This is a genomic window from Streptomyces sp. NBC_00887 (assembly GCF_045207585.1).
This window is the reverse complement of record NZ_CP108788.1, coordinates 1,515,591-1,533,629: the sequence shown is the minus strand read 5'-3', so window position 1 is coordinate 1,533,629 and position 18,039 is coordinate 1,515,591. Positions and strand designations below refer to the sequence as shown.

The window sequence follows — 18,039 nt, the reverse complement described above, 5'->3', positions numbered from 1 at the left end:
GTGCCGTCTGAGATCTGAGGAACCAGTGCGCCGACTTGCCGGCCTTCTCGTCGTCCCCCTTCTGCTGCTGTCCACGGCGGCATGCGGCGACGACAAGGCCTCCGACTCCGCCTCGTCCGAAGGCAATCCCGCGATCACCGCGGGAGCGAAATTCGGCGAGAAGCCCACCCTGGCGAAGGGTGAGGGCGATCCGCCCAAGGAGCTGAAGACCGAAGTCATCAGTGAGGGTGACGGCGCGAAGCTCAAGAACGGCGACGCGATCCAGGTCAACTACCTCGGGCAGGCGTGGAACTCCACCAAGCCGTTCGACAACAGCTTCGACAAGGGCCAGCCGTTCGACCTGACGCTCGGTGCCGGCATGGTCATCCAGGGCTGGGACAAGGGTCTGGTCGGCCAGAAGGTCGGTAGCCGGGTCCAGCTCGTCATCCCGCCGGACCTCGCCTACGGGGAGCAGGGGCAGGGAGACATCAAGCCCAACTCCACCCTCGTCTTCGTCGTCGACGTGGTGAAGGCGACGCAGGTTCCGAAGTCCGCCGAGGGCACCCCGGTCGCCCAGGACAACATCGACCTGCCGAAGGTCGGCACGAACACCGACGGCAAGGCACCGAAGGTCACGTTCCCCAAGGGCAACCCGCCCAAGAAGCTGGTCTCCCACTACATCCTGGAGTCCGACGGGGACGTCATCAAGGAGACCGACAGCCTCGTCGTGAACTACGAGGCCTACCTGTGGAAGGGCGGCAAGAAGTTCGACAGCACCTACGACACGGGCAAGACCGCGACCTTCCCGCTGGCCCAGATCACCGTCAAGGGTCTGAAGAACGGGTTGGTCGGCAAGAAGGTCGGCAGCCGTGTGCTGCTCGTCATCCCGCCGGACCAGGCTTTCGGCAACGAGGCGCAGCAGACCATTCCTGCCAACTCGACGCTCGTATGGGCCATGGACATCCTGACAAAGATGTAAGACTGTCCCGGTTGCCCAGTTCATCATTTAGAGGAGCAGTTCAGTGAGCATCGAGAAGCCCGAGATCGACTTCCCGGGTGGCGAGCCGCCGGCCGACCTGGAGATCAAGGACATCTGGGAGGGCGACGGAGCGGTGGCCCAGGCGGGCCAGACCGTCTCCGTGCACTACGTGGGTGTGGCGTTCTCCACCGGCGAGGAGTTCGACGCTTCGTGGAACCGCGGCACCCCGCTGCAGTTCCAGCTCGGTGCCGGTCAGGTCATCGCCGGCTGGGACCAGGGCGTCCAGGGCATGAAGGTCGGCGGCCGTCGTCAGCTGACCATCCCCGCGAACCTCGCCTACGGCGACCGCGGCGCGGGTGGCGGCGCCATCGCGCCCGGCGAGACGCTCATCTTCGTCTGTGACCTGGTCGGCGTCTGATCCGTCCGGACTACAGGAGCGAGGGCCCGCGCCGCAGGCGCGGGCCCTCGCTTTGGTCCGGACACCCCGGGGCGGTACGGTCGACGGTCGTAGCACGTAGAGAAAGGGCGTCGATGGCGATTGCCAAGGCCGAACGGCTGATGAACCTGGCACTGTGTCTGCTGGGTACCCGGCGCCCGCTCAGCAAACGTGAGCTCCGCGGGTCCATCGAGGCCTACATGGAAGCGGGCTCGGACGAATCCTTCAACCGGATGTTCGAGCGCGACAAGGATGATCTGCGCGAACTCGGTCTGGTCATCGAGACCGTGGAGAACCTGGACGGCGACACCGGCTACCTCGCGCGCCGCGACAGCAACCGGCTGCCCCCCATCACGCTGGACGCCGAGGAGGCCGCCGCCCTCGGGCTCGCCGCCAAGGTCTGGCAGCAGGCAAGGCTGGCCGGGGCCGCCAGCGGCGCCCTGCAGAAGCTGCGGGCGGCCGGCATGCCGGAGGCCGAGGACGCGTACGAGGTGCACAGTGCCCTCGAACCCCGTATCCCGGTCCACGAGGCGGCCTTCGAGCCGCTGATGCTCGCCTGCAGGGACCGCCGCCCCGTCACCTTCGACTACCGCAAGGCCAACGCCGCCCGCCCCGAGCAGCGCCAGGTGGAGCCCTGGACGCTCGAGTGCTGGCGCGGCCACTGGTACCTGGCAGGCTGGGACCGGGACAGGGGCGCCGAGAGGGTCTTCCGGCTGTCCAGGATCGCCGGCCGGGTCCGCTCCCGGGCCGGGGCCTTCACGGCCTCGGTGCCCGATGTGGTGACCGTGCGCGAGACCGTGGAGAGCTGGGCGGGGGAGACCGCGACCAGGACCGCCCGGATCAGGCTGCGCGCCGGGTCCGGCTACCCGCTGCGCTCCCGCGCGATATCCGTACGGGAACTCGGTGACGGCTGGGACGAGTTGGAGATTCCGTACGGACACGGACTGGACGCCTGGCTCGTCGAGTTCGGACCCGACGTCGTCGTGAGGGAACCCGCCGATCTGCGGGCCGATGTGATGGACCGGCTGCGCGCCGTGGCCAAGGACTGAGGGGAACCGTACTCGTGGCCACGAACGCGATCGACCAGACCAGGCGGATGCTCTCCCTGGTGACATACCTGCGCGAGCGCCCCGGCGCCCACGTCCAGGACGTCGCCCGGGCCTTCGGGATCACCGAGGACGAGCTGATCTCCGACCTCGACGTGCTCCCCATGTGCGGGACCAGCTTCCGCGGCGGTGACCTGCTCGACATCGACACCGACGGCGACCGGATCTGGTGGCACAACCCGGACGACGTGGCGGAGCCGCTCCGGCTGGCCGCGGACGAGGCCACGGCGCTGCTCGTCGCGGCCCGCGCGGTGGCCACGCTGCCCGGACTGCGTGAGAGCGACCGGCAGGCGCTGGTGCGCGCGACCGCGAAACTGGAGACGGCGGCCGGAGAGGTCGGGGCGGCCAGTTCTCGGCTCTCGGTGATCTTCGAGTCCGAGGGCGGGGTCTTCGCCGAGGTCGACCGGGCGATCTCCGAGCGCCGCCGCCTCTGGCTGCGCTACTACTCTCCCGCGCGCGACGAGCTCACCGAGCGCGAGGTGGACCCGATCCGCCTGTTCGCCGTCGGCCACACCTATATGGAGGGCTGGTGCCGGCTCTCCGAGGCGCGGCGTACGTTCCGGCTCGACAGGGTCGCCGAGATCCGGCTGCTCGACGCCCCGGCCGCACCGCCGGAGCTCGAACTGCGTGATCTTTCGGAGGGCCTGGTGCAGCCGGCGGCCGAGGACCCGGAGGTCGTCGTCGAGGTGGGACCCGGGGGCCGGTGGGTCGCCGAGTACTACCCGCACGACAGCGCGGAGGAACTGCCCGACGGGGGCCTGCGGATCACACTCCGTACCCCCGACCCGGCCTCGCTGCGCAGACTCGCCCTGAGGCTGGGCGGAGAAGGGCGCATCACGGCGCCGGAGGACCTCGCGCAGAGTGCGCGGACGGCGGCCCGGGAAGCGCTCGCCGCCTATGACGGTGCCCTCTGAGCGGCGGCTACCGGAACACGGAGGAGACAGAGGCCGTATGACTGCGATATCGAGTAGGCAGACCGGGCCGGTAGCGGTACCGGTGCCCGCCACCGTCCGGTTCCGGGCGGCCTGCCCGGACTGCCGCGAGAGATTCGAGCTGGCGGCAGGTGCCCTGCGCCTCGCGATAGGCGCGAGCCGTCGCACGACCTTCTACTCCTTCACCTGCCCCGAGTGCGGCTCGGCCGTCCGCAAGCCCGCCGGGGAGCGCATCATCGAACTCCTCACCGGCGGCGGAGTGCGGACCCTTCGCCTCCACACCGCCCTGCGGTGACCGCCCCGCAGTAACGAGAAGACATCGAGGCTCCGTCCATGTTCTGGCCCATGCTCGCCATCGCTCTGGGATTCCTCGGCCTGGCCGTGCTCGGAATCCTGGCCGTCAAGGTCTTCGTCGAGGCGCAACGGCTCGGCCGCCAGGTTTCGGCCACCACGAAGCGGATCAATCGAGCGGCAGAGGATCTCGAACGAGCGGCCACCGGTCTCGCGGACACCGGTGAGGCCCTGCGATAGCAGGGGAGCGGCCTTAAGGATTCACCGGTTCGGGGGGTACGCTGCTGGAGTCGGCCCAGGCTAGGGAGGTGCGGGCCGCAAGCGGGAGTACGCACGGGCATTGCCTCGCGTTTACCCCTGCGGGTTACGATCGCTGCCAGCGCGCAGGTCGGACGTACGTCCGGTCGAACGGGTAGTGAGTCCACCCTCCAGTCGCCTCAGTGAGAAGGAAGTCGCACATGCCGCTCGGCAATCTGAAGCCCCTCGAGATCATCCTGATCATCGCTGTCATTCTGCTGCTCTTCGGTGCCAAGAAGCTTCCCGACATGGCGCGTTCGCTCGGCAAGTCGGCCCGCATCCTCAAGAGCGAGGCCAAGGCCATGAAGAAGGACGGCGCGGAACCCGCGACGCCCACCACGGAGACCGTCGCGGACCCCACCCCGCAGCCGGCCCCCGCCAAGACGATCCAGGCCGCCCCGGGAGACGTCACCAGCTCCCGCCCGGTCAGCGAGGCCAAGCCCACCACCCAGAGCTGACAGCTGACGCGCTCCACCGACAGCTGCCGCACGAGACGAGGGAAGTGGGTTGCTCAAGTCTGCCCGCAAGCAGGAGAAGGACGACGAGGGGCGGATGCCCCTCCTCGATCACCTGCGTGAGCTGCGCAACCGACTGCTGAAGTCGGTACTTGCCATCGTGGTCGCCGTGATCGCGGCAGCGTTCTTCCAGAAGGAAATCTTCGAGTTCCTGATGAAGCCGATCCTGGACTCGGTCGGCTGCAAGAACGGCGCCGTGACCATGGTCAACGGTCGGCCGTGTGCGGAGATGACCACCAACGGTCTGCTGTCGCCCTTCACCATCGCGCTGAAGGTGTCCCTGATGGCGGGCGTTCTGATGGCCACGCCGGTCTGGCTGTACCAGCTGTGGGCGTTCGTGGCCCCGGGCCTGCACAAGCAGGAGAAGCGCTACTCGATGGCCTTCGTGGCTGCCGGGGTTCCGCTCTTCCTCGCCGGCGCCTACCTCGCGTACACGATCCTTCCGCAGACCGCGGAGATCATGCTCGGCTTCACGCCGGACAACGTGAAGAACCTGCTGCCCCTCGACGACTTCCTCGACCTGATCACGCGGATGGTGCTCGTCTTCGGGCTGGCCTTCGAGCTGCCCCTGCTGCTCATCCTGCTCAACATGACGGGGGTCCTGTCCGGAGCCCGCATGCTGCGCTGGTGGCGCGGGATGCTCGTCGGACTCACCGCGTTCGCGGCCATCGCGACGCCGGGCGGCGAGCCCATCTCGATGCTCCTGCTGGCGGGCCCGCTCGCGGTGCTCTACTTCATCGCGGTCGGTTTCTCCCTCCTCAACGACAAGCGCAGGCGGCGCCGCAACCCCGACGCCGACCTCGACGACGACGAGGCATCGCAGCTCGACCTCACACCCGAGGGCGTCGGCGCGGTCGAGGGCGTCTCCGCCTCACGGGCAGCCCTGCCCGAGCAGGCCAGTGGTGACTCCGACGGTGCCCGATCTCACCGCCTCAACGGTTACGACGACATCACCTGATCTTGTAGGGTCCTCCCCCAGACTCCGTCCAAGGGGACCCCAGTGACCAGCGAGATCACCCTCTTCGTCAATCCCACCGCAGGACGCGGCCGGGGCGCGCGTGCCGCGCAGCCGGCCGCTTCCGCGTTGCGGGACGCCGGATTCTCCGTGCGGACCGTGCTCGGCGAGGACGCCGTTGACGCCCTGCGGCGCGCCCGCGAGGCCGTGGCCGCCGGGACCGGCGCACTGATAGCCGTGGGCGGGGACGGCATGATGTCCCTCGCCCTGCAGGCCGTCGCCGGGACCGGGACACCGCTGGGCGTCGTCGCGGTCGGCACCGGCAACGACTTCGCCCGCGCGCTCGGGCTGCCGATCCGTGACCCCGCCGCGGCGGGACGGCTGGCCGCGGCGGCGCTCAAGGCGGGGACGGAGCGCGAGATCGACCTGGGCCGGGTCGGCGAGCGCTGGTTCGGTTCCGTGCTCGCCTCCGGGTTCGACTCGCGGGTCAACGACCGCGGGAACCGGATGCGCTGGGTCGGCGGACGGTTCAAGTACGACCTGGCGATCCTCGCCGAACTGGCGGCCTTCCGGCCGATTCCGTACCGGATCCGGCTGGACGGAGGTCCGGTGCGCGAGATCGAGGCGACGCTGATCGCCGTCGGCAACGGGTCCACGTACGGCGGTGGCATGCGGATCTGCGCGGACGCGGTCATGGACGACGGGCTCTTCGACGTCACCGTGGTCGGAGACTGCAGCCGGTCCACCCTGCTCAAGGTGTTCCCGAAGGTGTACAAGGGGACGCATCTCGGCCACCCCGACGTCACCGTGCACCGGGTCGCCTCGATCGAGCTGGCCGCCGCGGGCGTCACCGCGTACGCCGACGGCGAGCCGCTGGGGGCGCTGCCCCTCACGGCGACCTGTGTACCCGGTGCCGTCCGGGTCCTCTCACCGTGAATTTAAAGATCGGGCTGACTGTCATACCTGGCGGGTAGGCTCGTATCAAGATGACAGAGGACCTCTCACCAGCTGAGCGATACCAGGCTTCCCGGGTCCGTGCGGCCGAGCAGGCCACCGCCCTCGGGCCCTTCCGCGAGATGTACGAGTTCGGACTGGACCCGTTCCAGATCGAGGCCTGCCAGGCCCTGGAGGCGGGCAAGGGGGTGCTGGTCGCGGCCCCCACGGGGTCGGGCAAGACGATCGTCGGCGAATTCGCCGTACACCTGGCCCTGGAGCAGGGCCGCAAGTGCTTCTACACGACGCCGATCAAGGCGCTGTCCAACCAGAAGTTCACCGACCTGGTCAGGCGCTACGGCGCGGACAAGGTCGGACTGCTCACCGGGGACAACAGCGTCAACGCGGACGCACCCGTGGTCGTCATGACCACCGAGGTGCTGCGCAACATGCTGTACGCGGGCTCCCAGTCGCTCACCGGCCTCGGCTATGTGGTGATGGACGAGGTGCACTACCTCTCCGACCGCTTCCGCGGTGCCGTGTGGGAGGAAGTGATCATCCACCTGCCGGAGTCGGTGACTCTGGTGTCGCTGTCGGCGACCGTGTCCAACGCCGAGGAGTTCGGCGACTGGCTGGACACCGTCCGGGGCGACACCCAGGTGATCGTCTCCGAGCACCGGCCGGTTCCGCTGTGGCAGCACGTCATGGCCGGACGGCGGATGTACGACCTCTTCGAGGAGGAGACCGACCACGGCGGCCGGGGCACCGGCCGGCGCGAGGTCAACCCCGACCTCGTCAGGCTCGCCCGCATGGAGAACCAGCGCGGGTACAACCCGCGTGAGCGCCGCCGGGGCAAGATGGTGCGCGAGGCCGACCGCGAGCGCGAGCGGCGTCAGCGCAGCCGGATCTGGACCCCGGCCAGGCCCGAGGTCATCGACCGGCTCGACGCCGAGGGCCTGCTGCCCGCCATCACGTTCATCTTCAGCCGGGCAGGCTGCGAGGGGGCCGTCCAGCAGTGCCTGCAGGCGGGGCTGCGGCTCAACGACGAGGACAAGCGCCGTCTGGTGCGGGAGATCGTCGAGGAGCGCACCGCGTCCATCCCACCCGAGGATCTGCATGTCCTCGGGTACTACGAGTGGCTCGAAGGCCTGGAGCGGGGCATCGCCGCGCACCACGCCGGCATGCTGCCGACCTTCAAGGAGGTCGTCGAGGAGCTCTTCGTCCGCGGCCTCGTCAAGGCGGTCTTCGCGACGGAGACACTGGCGCTCGGCATCAACATGCCGGCGCGTTCCGTCGTGCTGGAGAAACTCGTCAAGTGGAACGGCGAGCAGCACGCCGACATCACTCCCGGCGAGTACACCCAGCTGACCGGGCGGGCCGGGCGGCGGGGCATCGACGTCGAGGGCCATGCGGTGGTCCTGTGGCAGCGGGGCATGGACCCGGGCGCGCTCGCCGGACTCGCGGGTACGCGCACGTATCCGCTGCGTTCCAGCTTCCGGCCCTCGTACAACATGGCCGTGAACCTCGTGCAGCAGTTCGGGCGGCACCGGTCGCGCGAGCTGCTGGAGACCTCCTTCGCACAGTTCCAGGCGGACCGTTCGGTGGTCGGGATCTCCCGGCAGGTCCAGCGCAACGAAGAGGGCCTGGAGGGCTACCGCGAGGGCATGACCTGCCATCTCGGGGACTTCGAGGAGTACGCGCGGCTGCGCCGCGACCTCAAGGACCGGGAGACGGACCTCGCCAAGCAGGGTGCGGCGCAGCGGCGGGCCGCTGCCGCGTCGTCGCTGGAGAAGCTCAAGCCCGGTGACATCATCCATGTGCCGACCGGCAAGTTCGCGGGACTGGCTCTGGTGCTGGACCCGGGGCTGCCGGGAGGGCGCACCAACGGGCACCGCGGGCTGGAGTACCACGACGGACCGCGTCCCCTGGTGCTGACCGTCGAGCGTCAGGTCAAGCGGCTGGCCCACATCGACTTCCCGGTGCCGGTGGAGGCGCTGGAGCGGATGCGGGTCCCCAAGTCGTTCAACCCGCGCTCACCGCAGTCGCGCCGCGATCTGGCGTCCGCGCTGCGCAGCAAGGCGGGGCACATCGATCCGGGACGCCACCGCAAGGAGCGGGCCGCGGCGGCCGACGACAGGGAGATCGCCCGGCTGCGTACCGAGCTGCGTGCGCACCCGTGCCACGGGTGCGACGAGCGTGAGGACCACGCCCGGTGGGCGGAGCGGTACCACCGGCTGCAGCGCGACACCCGGCAGCTGGAGCACCGGATCGAGGGGCGGACGAACACGATCGCCCGCACCTTCGACCGGATCGTCGCCCTCCTCACCGAGCTCGACTACCTGCGGGGCAGCGAGGTCACGGACAACGGCAGGCGGCTGGCACGGCTCTACGGCGAGCTGGACCTGCTGGCGAGCGAGTGCCTGCGCGAAGGCGTCTGGGAGGGGCTGAACCCCGCCGAGCTCGCCGCGTGCGTGTCGGCCCTGGTCTACGAGTCGCGCCAGGCGGACGACGCGGTGGCGCCCAAGCTGCCGTCCGGTCCGGCGAAGACGGCGATGGGTGAGATGGTCCGCATCTGGGGCAGGCTCGACGCCCTGGAGGAGGACTTCAAGATCAGCCAGACGGAAGGGGTCGGCCAGCGCGAACCGGACCTCGGTTTCGCCTGGGCCGTCTACATGTGGGCCTCGGGGCGGACGCTGGACGAGGTGCTGCGGGAGGCGGAGATGCCGGCCGGCGACTTCGTGCGCTGGTGCAAGCAGGTCATCGACGTGCTCGGCCAGATCGCGGCCGCCGCACCCAGGGACGGGAGTTCGGTGGCGAAGAACGCGCACAAGGCCGTCGACGGGGTCCTGCGGGGCGTGGTGGCGTACAGCTCCGTGGGGTGATCCCGGACGGGGTGATTCCGGCGGGTGATCCCGTCGGCGTGATGCCGCCGGGTAGGAACGACAGCAGAGTGGCCGCAGGCGTGTTCGTGTCTGTGGCCACTTCTGTGCGTGCGCAGTCCTTTCCTGCGTTCGCGGTCCTCTCCGCTACGTCTTCTTGTTCATCACCGCGAGGCCCGCGCAGACCGCCCCCAGCACCACAGCCAGGCCTCCGACGATCACGTTGTTGAGGATGACGCCCATATCGGGGCTCGAGCCCACGATCCAGGGCGACACGATCAGCCAGGCGCCCAGGGCGCAGATGGCGATGCTCATGCCGGTCATCCGTTCCGGCATGGCGGTGAAGCACAGCGCCAGAACGGCGATCGCGATACCGATGACGAGGTTGTGTGTCACCAGGGCCGGCTGGCTCGCCGTGAAGTGCAGCACCCAGGGCGAGACGGCGCAGTAGATACCGAGGAGGAACACAGGCGCGTCGGCGAGAGCGGTACCGCGGCCGCCGCCGCTCATCACGCGGTCGTGGCGCTCCCGCATCTCATCGACATCGGGATGGCCCGATAGGTCACTCCTGTGCGAGACGTTACTCATGAGATCGTCTCCTTCGAACCTTTGAAGGGCGACCGCGGTACGGATGGCGCGGTCATCGTCTCTTCAGCCAGTGTGCCCTTATATGTCTCTTATGTGTAGGTTTTCTCGCGGCGGATTCCTGCGTTTCCGTCGAGCCGCTCGGTCAGGGACACCAGGTCCGCGGCCCGCAGCACCCGGTCCCCGTACCCCGGCAGCGGCACGTGCAGGGTTCGCGTCCAGCGTTCCGGGAGGGCGCCGAGCCCGTACACCGCTCCCGCCAGTCCGCCGGTGACCGCCGCGACCGTGTCGGTGTCCCCGCCCACGTCGACCGCGGCGCCGAGCGCGCCCTCGAAGCCGGAGGTGGTGCGCAGTGCCCGGAGCGCGGTGCCGAGGCAGGGCCACACCGCACCGTTGAACTCGGTCGCGTCGTCCGGATGCCAGTCCGGTGCCAGCACGGCCGCCCAGCGGTCCCGGTGGTCGGCATGCACCTCGGCGAGGGCGCCGGGAACGGCGGCGAGGGGATCGTCGCCGTCCAGGGCGACGCGCACCAGCTCGTGGAAGACGGAGGTGCCTTCCCACGCGGCCCGGTCGCCATGGGTCAGGGCCGCGATGCGGCGTGCGGCGTCCATGGTCGCCGCACCCCCTGCCGCGCGAAGTACACGGCGGAGGTGGTCGCCCGCATCAGCGAACCGTTGCCCGCCGCACGCGCGTTGATCGGGAAATGCAGGGCGGCGGCCATGTCCCAGGGGTCCCCGCTCGTCAGGACGTCCTCGGTCTGCAGCCCGAGTTCCTTGGGTCCGTCGGCCGCCCAGCGCCTGAACGGGTCGAAGATGTCGGAGAGTTCGAGACCGTCGTTCTCCAGCAGCGACTCGCCGACCAGAACGGCCATCTGCGTGTCGTCCGTGGCCTCGCCAGGATCCCAGCCCCCGCCCCCGCACAGCGTCCTCACGCCGTCCGGGAAGCGGGCGCCGAACACACCGGGCGCCCCGAACTCGAAGGGGGCGCCCAGTGCGTCGCCGGCCGCGGAGCCGACCACGGCACCGGCGGCGCGGTCCCTCCGGGCCGCCTTCCCCGGTTCGCCCGTTCCAGGAGTGCGGCCCTCGGGGCCCGTTCTGCTCATACGGTCAGCGCACGAGCGGAAGAGAACGTCAGGCGGCCGGCATCAGGACGGTGTCGATGATGTAGACCGTGGCGTTGGCGGTCGGGACGTTGCCGCAGACGACCTTCGAGGAGTCGTTCACGGTGTACGTCATGTCCGAACCGGACGTCGTCAGCTGCGTCTTGGCCAGGGTGTCGAAGGAGCCCTTGTCCAGCTGCGAGGGCGCCAGCTTCTCGCCCACGACGTGCGAGGTGAGCACCTTGGTGAGCGCGGCCTTGTCGGCGAGCAGCTTGTCCAGGTCGGCCTTCGGGATCTTGGCGAAGGCGTCGTTGGTCGGGGCGAACACCGTGATGTTCTCGGCGCTGTTCAGGGTGTCGACGAGGCCGGCCTGCTTGACGGCCGTGACCAGGGTGGACAGCGCCGGGTTGCTCGACGCCGCCGTGGCGACCGGGTCCTGCGCCATCCCCGCGAAGGAGCCCGCGCCGTCCTTCGGGACCGTCGCACAGGCCGGGCCGAACGGCTCGTCCATGGGCCGGGTCTCCTTGGCCGGAGCGCTCGACGCGGCCTTGTCCGCGCCGGAGTCGGAGCCGGACGCCGCGGTGTCGGAGTCGCCGGAGCAGGCGGTCATCGCCAGCGGCAGCAGGGCGGCGGCGGAGACGGCGACGGCGACGCGGCGAAGGTGACGGTTGTTCATGGTGTTCTCCTGTGAGGTGTGTTGATCAACAAAGCGGAGGGGACAGGAAGGGGAACGGGTGGAAAGGCCGGGCGGTCAGGACACGTCGACCACCACCGAGTGCCGGCCGGTCGCACCGTCGGGCACGGTGCCGACCCGCTCGTCGGTCTGGGTGACGCCGCTACGGTCCGTCGCGCGGACCTCGAGGGTGTGGTGGCCGGTCGTGGCCGGCCACTCCCACACCCATTGGCGCCAGGTGTCACGACCGGCCTCGGCGGCCAGCCGTGCCGTGTGCCACGCGCCGCCGTCCACCCGGACCTCCACCCGGGCGATGCCCCGGTGCTGGGCCCATGCGACGCCGGCGACGGGCACGGTCCCCGCGCGCGGGGAGGCGAAGGGGCGGGGCGTGTCGATGCGTGACTGGGTCTTGATCGGAGCCTCGCGCGACCAGTCGCGCTCGACCCAGTACGCGTCGTACGCGTCGAACGTCGTGAGTTCGATGTCCCGGATCCACTTGCAGGCCGAGACGTAGCCGTACAGACCGGGAACGACCATCCGGACGGGGAAGCCGTGGTCGAACGGCAGCGGTTCGCCGTTCATACCGACCGCGAGCAGTGCGTCGCGGCCGTCCATGGCCGCCTCGACCGGGGTGCCGATCGTCATCCCGTCGACGGAACGCGCCACGATCTGGTCCGCGGGCCCGCCCTCCGACGGGGGCTTCACCCCGGCCTCGCCCAGCAGGTCGGCCAGTCGTACGCCGATCCACCGGGCGGTGCCCACGTACGGGCCGCCCACCTGGTTGGACACACAGGTCAGCGTGATGTCCCGCTCGACGAGTTCGCGCCGCAGGAGGTCCTGGAAGCGGAGAGTGACGGGTTGCGCCACCCCTCTGCCGTGGATCCGCAGCCGCCACCGGTCGGCGTCGACGCGCGGGACCACCAGGGCGGTGTCCACCCGGTAGAAATCCTTGTTCGGCGTCACGAAGGAACTCAGCCCACGGATCCCCAGATCGGCGCCCCCGGGTACGGCGGGAGCCGGTGAGGCGGGTGCCGGGAGTGCGATCTCGCCGCGTGAGGCGGAGACCCCGGCCAGTTCGGACACCTGGAACCGACGGCCCAGGAGCCCCGCACCGGCCGAGGCCGCCGCGGCAGCGGTCGCCGCGATCACGAATCCGCGGCGGTCGAAGGCACCCTGCGCCCCGCCGTCCGTCTCCTCAGCCGCGGGAGACGGGCCGGTTGCCGGTGTGAGCCGTCCGGCCAGGAGGTACAGGACCCCCGCGGCCACCAAGGCGCCCACGACCGACGGCAGCGCGTCGGCCGGGCGGCCCTCCGGCCGCCCGGCTGCCGCGACCGCGCCGACCACACCGAAGACCAGTACGGCCGCGGCGCCGCTCCGCCGGTGCCGCAGCGCGAGGACCCCGACCGCCATGGCGAAGAGCGCCAGGAGTACGAGGATCCCGAGCTGCAGCACCAGCTTGTCGTCGGTGCCGAAGTTCCGTACGGCGAAGTCCTTGACGGCCGGGGGAGTCCGGTCGATGACCGCCCCGCCCACCGCCGTGACCGGCCCCGCCTCCGGACGTACGGCAGCCGCGACGAGTTCGGCCACGCACAGGGCCGTGAACCCGGCGATCAGACCGCTGAGCGCGGCGAACGCGGCGCGTGCCCAGCGGGATCCCCGGGACCCCGGGGCCCCGTGACTCTGCGAAACGTATCGGTCTGTGCTCACACCAGGAGTTCGGCACCGGGGACCACGCGGATTGGTCGTTCACCCGATCGAAGGAAGTCCGCACAGCGGCCAATCCGCGGGCCCACCTGCACCGAATGGCCTCTGAGGGGCTCTCCGGCGAGCCCCGCCAGCCGTGCGACACCGGGAGGAACCCCCATGACAACGAAGCGGCGGCGCACAGCCGTGATCGGCAGCGGAGTGGCGGGGCTGACCGCCGCTCACGTCCTGGGCAGCGCACGGGACGTGACACTCCACGAGGCGGACGAGCGCGTCGGGGGCCACGCGCACACCCACGACCTGACCTCGTCGGACGGCCGCATACACCGCGTCGACTCCGGGTTCATCGTGCACAACCGGCGTACCTACCCCCATCTGCTCCGGCTCTTCGACGAACTCGGTGTGGCGACCCAGGAGTCGGAGATGAGCATGTCCGTGCGCTGCGAGGGCTGCGGCCTGGAGTACGCGGGCGCCCGGGGCGCCGCAGGACTGTTCGCCCGGCCGGGGGCCGCCCTGAGGGGCCCGTACCTGCGGATGCTCGCGGAAGTGCCCCGGTTCCACCGGGCAGCCCGCGCCCTGCTCGCCCGGGACGACGGTGCGTCCGCCATGACCCTGGGGCAGTTCGCCGCCCGGGGCCGCTTCTCCCCCTACTTCAGCGCCCACTTCCTGACACCCATGGTCTCCGCCGTCTGGTCCTGCGACCCGGTGACCGCGCTGCGCTACCCGGCCCGGTACCTCTTCCGGTTCCTGGACCACCACGGCATGCTCACGATCGGCGGGTCGCCGGTGTGGCGGACCGTCACCGGCGGATCGCGGACCTACGCCGAACGCATCGCCAAGCAGGTGCACTCCGTGCGCACGTCCACCCCCGTGCGTGCCGTGCGCCGGCACAGCGACGGCGTGGAGATCGTCACCGAGGACGGCGCCACCGACGAGTACGACGAGGTGGTCGTCGCCACCCATCCCGACCAGGCGCTCCGCCTGCTCGCCGACCCCACCGACGAGGAACGGCGCACCCTCGGCGCCTTCCGCTACTCCCACAACCCCACGCTGCTGCACACCGATACCGCCGTCCTTCCGCGCAGCCGGCGCGCCGCAGCCTCGTGGAACTACCTGATGCCGTCCTGCGCGGCCGACGCCGACCGGGTCACCGTCAGCTACGACATGAACCGGCTCCAACGGCTGGACGCCCCCGAGCGGTTCGTCGTCACGCTGAACGGTGCGGACAGGGTCGACCCGGACCGCGTCCGGGCCCGCATGCTCTACGAGCACCCCGTCTTCACCCCGGAATCGGTCGCCGCCCAGGCCCGGCTGCCGGCCCTTTCGGGACCGGTCACCGCCTACGCCGGGGCCTACCACGGCTGGGGTTTCCACGAGGACGGCTGCCGTTCCGGAGCCGAGGCCGCAGCCGCCCTGGGGGTGACCTGGTGAACGCCCTCTACCCGTGCGCCATCACCCACGTACGCACCGCGCCCCGTCGGTACGACCTGCGGCACCGCGGCTATCTGTGGCTGATCGACCCGGACCGGCCGCCACGACTCCCTTCCGTCCTGCGCCCGTTGGCCCGTTTCGACGCGCGCGACCACTTCGGCGGCACGGCCCCCACGATCCGGGCCGGGCTGGAGCGGTTCCTCGCCGCCCGGGCCGTCGACCTCGCCGACGGCACCGTCACCATGCTCACCCAGGCCCGGGTCTTCGGCCATGTCTTCAACCCGCTGACCGTCTACTGGTGCCGCCGCCCCGACGGCACGCCCCTCTGCGTGGTCGCCGAGGTGCACAACACCTACGGGGAACGTCACTGCTACCTGCTGCGCCCGGACGCGGCCGACCGGGCGGTGACCGGCAAGGACTTCTCCGTGTCGCCGTTCTTCCCCGTGGACGGCGACTACCGGATGCGGCTGCCCGAACCCGGCCCTCGACTGAACCTGACGATCCATCTGGAACGCGACGGCACACGCCCGTTCACGGCGACCGTACGGGGAACGCGGCGCCCCGGTACGCCCGCCCAACTGCTCCGGCTGTTCCTCCGCCACCCCTTTTCCACCCTTGTCGTCTCCGCCGCCATCAGGCTCCACGGCATCCGGCTGTTCCTTCGCCGGCTGCCCGTGCAGCCACGTCCCCGTCACCGCACACAGGAAGGCATGCAGTGAAGGTGCCCACCTCTCCCACTCCCTCAGCCCCTCGCGTGGCTCCCGCCCGCAGCGGCAGCATTCCGGCCCAGGTCAGAGCCGCCTCGGCCTCCCTCACGGGCGTCGACCCGGACAGATGGCCCGATGTGGTGGCCCAGCCGCGGGCGTCCGGGGTCAGGACCGCCGTGGCCGAACGGCTCGTCCGGCACGCCCTGTCACGGCTCCCGTTGCGTGCCCGGCTCGCCGGCCGTGACAGCATCGGACCGGGCGGGCCGCTCATGGAGATCCGGCGGCCGGACGCGTTCTTCCGGCGGATCGGCGCGAGCGGACTGGTCGGCTTCGGCGAGTCGTACATGGCCGGCGAATGGGACTCGCCGGACCTCGTCGGCGTCCTGACGGTCCTCGCCGGCAACGCGGCGGACCTCGTCCCCGCACCGCTGCAGAAGTTGCGGAGACTGTGGGCACCGCGGCAGCCTGCCGCTCAGGCCAACACCCCCGAGGGCTCGCGCGACAACATCAGCCACCACTACGACCTGTCCAACGACCTCTTCGCCCTCTTCCTCGACGACACGCTGACGTACTCCTCGGCCGTCTTCCGCGGATTCCCGGCCGAGCACGACCTGCTGGCCGCCGGCCAGCACCGCAAGATCGACCGGCTGCTCGACATGGCCGGCGTGAGCCAGGGCACCGAACTGCTGGAGATCGGAACCGGCTGGGGCGAACTCGCCCTCCGGGCCGCCGCGCGCGGTGCCCGCGTCACCACGCTGACGCTCTCCCGGGAACAGCGGGAACTGGCCATTGGCAGGATCCGCGAGGCCGGCCACGAGGACCGCGTGGACGTGCGCCTCTGCGACTACCGGGACGTCACCGGGGAGTACGACGCGGTCGTCAGCGTCGAGATGATCGAGGCCGTCGGCCAGGAGTTCTGGCCGGTGTACTTCCGCACGCTGGACCGCTGCCTCGCCCCCGGCGGGCGCATCGCACTCCAGGCGATCACCATGCCGGACGACCGGATGCTCGCCAGCAGCAGCACCCACACCTGGATCCAGAAGTACATCTTCCCGGGCGGGCTGCTCCCTTCCACCGAATCGATCGAGCGCGTCACCACCGCACACACCGCCCTGCGGACCAGGCGGCGCAGCACCTACGGCATGCACTACGCAGAGACACTCAGGCTGTGGCGTGAGCGCTTCGAGGAGCGGGCGGACCGGGTCGACGCCCTCGGCTTCGACGCGACCTTCCGGCGCATGTGGACGTTCTACCTCGCCTACTCCGAGGCCGGATTCCGGTCCGGTTATCTCGACGTGCAGCAGATTCTCCTGACCCGTGAGGACACCGCGTGAACACCATCACCCACACCCCGGGGTACGGGGCCGCGCAGCGCATCGCGCCGGTCATCGAGCAGTACCTCGGTGGGCAGCCGCCGCTCAGGATCAGGATGTGGGACGGCAGCGAGACCGGCCCCGAGGACGCCCTCACGGTGCAGGTCCGTTCGCCCAGGGCGCTGCGCCGCCTCCTCCGGCAGCCGGGCGAACCGGGCCTGGCCGAGGCCTGCATCACCGGTGACATCGACATCGCCGACAACCTCGCGGCCGGTCTGCGCGCCACCCGCCACGACCGGTACACGGGCCTCGGCGCCACGGCCGCACAGGACGGCCACACCCCCGGCGAACCCGTCATCGCGGGGCCGCGCCCAGGGTCCGGCCGGTGAACGGCTTCGCCTGGGCGGCATTCGCCCAGAACCTGGCCGCGGCGGCGGGTGCCGCGCTCGCCGTCATGCTCGTGACGTTCCTGATCGCCCTGCGCGAGGGCCTGCACCGGATCGTCGACGTGGCGTGGGGCATCGGCTTCGCAGCCGTCGCAGTCGTCTCGTACGCGCTCTCGAAGGGCGACGGTGAGGACGCACGCCGGCTCCTGGTGACCGCACTGACGGTCGTCTGGGGACTGCGGCTGGCCGTGCACATCGGCCTCCGCGGCCGAGGCCACGGGGAGGATCCCCGCTACGCCGCCATGCTGGCCAAGGCTCCCGGGCACCCGGACCTCTACGCCCTGCGCAAGGTGTACCTCCTCCAAGGGGCGCTGGTCTGGCTGATCTCACTGCCCGTACAGGCGGCGCAGTACCTGACGGGACCGCTGTCCTGGTGGGCCTGGGCGGGCACCGCGCTGTGGGCGGTGGGGCTCGGTTTCGAGGCGGTGGGGGACCGGCAACTGGCCCGGTTCAAGAGCGATCCGGAGAACAAGGGGCGGATCATGGACCGGGGGCTGTGGTCCTGGACCCGGCACCCGAACTACTTCGGCGACTTCTGTGTCTGGTGGGGTCTGTTCCTCTTCGTGTGCTCCGACCCCGCGGTCGCGGCGGCGACCCTCGTGGCGCCCGTGGTGATGAGCTTCCTGCTGATCAAGGGCAGCGGCAAGGCGCTGCTGGAGCGGCACATGGCAGGACGGCCCGGCTACGACGACTACCGGGCCCGTACCAGCGGATTCCTCCCGTGGCCGCCGGGCAGGAAGCGCTGAACAGCCCCTGGGCGCGCGTGCCCAGGGGCCCCT

18 protein-coding genes and 1 pseudogene are annotated in these 18,039 nt (G+C 70.6%); 15 read left to right on the top strand and 4 right to left on the bottom strand.

The window, feature by feature from the left end:
• Window positions 1–25: 25 nt before the first annotated feature.
• The 10 genes from OG844_RS06960 (at window position 26) to OG844_RS06915 (ending at window position 9,305) form a co-directional block, all read left to right on the top strand.
• Complete coding sequence (locus tag OG844_RS06960) at window positions 26–958, top strand: FKBP-type peptidyl-prolyl cis-trans isomerase (RefSeq protein ID WP_406388831.1); 933 nt, start codon at window positions 26–28, stop codon at window positions 956–958.
• 43 nt (window positions 959–1,001) lie between these two features.
• Complete coding sequence (locus OG844_RS06955; RefSeq protein ID WP_406388829.1) at window positions 1,002–1,376, top strand: FKBP-type peptidyl-prolyl cis-trans isomerase; 375 nt, start codon at window positions 1,002–1,004, stop codon at window positions 1,374–1,376.
• Window positions 1,377–1,489: 113 nt separating this feature from the next.
• On the top strand, window positions 1,490–2,443 hold the full coding sequence (locus OG844_RS06950; RefSeq protein ID WP_406388828.1) for a helix-turn-helix transcriptional regulator: 954 nt from the start codon (window positions 1,490–1,492) through the stop codon (window positions 2,441–2,443).
• A 14-nt stretch (window positions 2,444–2,457) separates the two neighbouring features.
• Complete coding sequence (locus tag OG844_RS06945; protein WP_329212791.1) at window positions 2,458–3,414, top strand: WYL domain-containing protein; 957 nt, start codon at window positions 2,458–2,460, stop codon at window positions 3,412–3,414.
• Between the two features lie 37 nt (window positions 3,415–3,451).
• Window positions 3,452–3,727 carry a hypothetical protein gene (locus tag OG844_RS06940; protein WP_383184435.1) on the top strand — a complete coding sequence of 92 codons (276 nt, stop codon included), beginning with the start codon at window positions 3,452–3,454 and terminating at the stop codon, window positions 3,725–3,727.
• A 38-nt stretch (window positions 3,728–3,765) separates the two neighbouring features.
• Complete coding sequence (locus tag OG844_RS06935) at window positions 3,766–3,963, top strand: hypothetical protein (protein ID WP_384603641.1); 198 nt, start codon at window positions 3,766–3,768, stop codon at window positions 3,961–3,963.
• A 218-nt stretch (window positions 3,964–4,181) separates the two neighbouring features.
• Window positions 4,182–4,478, top strand: coding sequence for a Sec-independent protein translocase subunit TatA (gene tatA / locus OG844_RS06930; RefSeq protein WP_406388826.1), 297 nt, complete (start codon window positions 4,182–4,184; stop codon window positions 4,476–4,478).
• A 49-nt stretch (window positions 4,479–4,527) separates the two neighbouring features.
• The gene (tatC, locus tag OG844_RS06925) at window positions 4,528–5,493 is read left to right on the top strand and encodes a twin-arginine translocase subunit TatC (protein ID WP_406388825.1); all 966 of its coding nucleotides are present in this window, start codon (window positions 4,528–4,530) and stop codon (window positions 5,491–5,493) included.
• A gap of 42 nt (window positions 5,494–5,535) precedes the next feature.
• Entirely contained in the window at window positions 5,536–6,426 is an 891-nt protein-coding gene (locus OG844_RS06920) for a diacylglycerol kinase (RefSeq protein WP_406388823.1), read from the top strand.
• Between the two features lie 50 nt (window positions 6,427–6,476).
• Window positions 6,477–9,305, top strand: a complete 2,829-nt coding sequence (locus tag OG844_RS06915) for a DEAD/DEAH box helicase (protein ID WP_385610547.1) — start codon at window positions 6,477–6,479, stop codon at window positions 9,303–9,305.
• A 144-nt stretch (window positions 9,306–9,449) separates the two neighbouring features.
• Here the strand turns inward: OG844_RS06915 and OG844_RS06910 are convergent, their stop codons facing one another.
• The 4 genes and pseudogenes from OG844_RS06910 to OG844_RS06895 form a co-directional block, all read right to left on the bottom strand.
• Entirely contained in the window at window positions 9,450–9,890 is a 441-nt protein-coding gene (locus OG844_RS06910) for an SPW repeat protein (protein ID WP_406388821.1), read from the bottom strand.
• A gap of 89 nt (window positions 9,891–9,979) precedes the next feature.
• A pseudogene (locus tag OG844_RS06905) lies at window positions 9,980–10,989 on the bottom strand (ADP-ribosylglycohydrolase family protein).
• Between the two features lie 28 nt (window positions 10,990–11,017).
• Window positions 11,018–11,662, bottom strand: a complete 645-nt coding sequence (locus OG844_RS06900) for a fasciclin domain-containing protein (RefSeq protein ID WP_406388820.1) — start codon at window positions 11,660–11,662, stop codon at window positions 11,018–11,020.
• 75 nt (window positions 11,663–11,737) lie between these two features.
• Complete coding sequence (locus tag OG844_RS06895; protein ID WP_406396030.1) at window positions 11,738–13,273, bottom strand: molybdopterin-dependent oxidoreductase; 1,536 nt, start codon at window positions 13,271–13,273, stop codon at window positions 11,738–11,740.
• 249 nt (window positions 13,274–13,522) lie between these two features.
• Between OG844_RS06895 and OG844_RS06890 the strand changes: the two genes are divergently transcribed.
• From OG844_RS06890 to OG844_RS06870, 5 genes are read left to right on the top strand one after another with little or no spacing between them, the layout of a single operon-like run.
• Window positions 13,523–14,794 carry an NAD(P)/FAD-dependent oxidoreductase gene (locus OG844_RS06890; RefSeq protein ID WP_406388819.1) on the top strand — a complete coding sequence of 424 codons (1,272 nt, stop codon included), beginning with the start codon at window positions 13,523–13,525 and terminating at the stop codon, window positions 14,792–14,794.
• Window positions 14,788–15,513, top strand: a complete 726-nt coding sequence (locus OG844_RS06885; protein ID WP_406396029.1) for a DUF1365 domain-containing protein — start codon at window positions 14,788–14,790, stop codon at window positions 15,511–15,513. Before OG844_RS06890 ends, OG844_RS06885 begins: the two co-directional genes overlap by 7 nt.
• Window positions 15,514–15,572: 59 nt before the next feature.
• Window positions 15,573–16,835: a class I SAM-dependent methyltransferase gene (locus tag OG844_RS06880; protein ID WP_406396027.1), complete on the top strand. Its 1,263-nt coding sequence runs from the start codon at window positions 15,573–15,575 to the stop codon at window positions 16,833–16,835.
• Window positions 16,832–17,203, top strand: a complete 372-nt coding sequence (locus tag OG844_RS06875) for a hypothetical protein (protein WP_406388818.1) — start codon at window positions 16,832–16,834, stop codon at window positions 17,201–17,203. The genes OG844_RS06880 and OG844_RS06875 overlap by 4 nt, the downstream gene beginning before the upstream one ends.
• The gene (locus OG844_RS06870) at window positions 17,200–18,006 is read left to right on the top strand and encodes a DUF1295 domain-containing protein (protein ID WP_406388816.1); all 807 of its coding nucleotides are present in this window, start codon (window positions 17,200–17,202) and stop codon (window positions 18,004–18,006) included. The genes OG844_RS06875 and OG844_RS06870 overlap by 4 nt, the downstream gene beginning before the upstream one ends.
• Window positions 18,007–18,039: the final 33 nt, after the last annotated feature.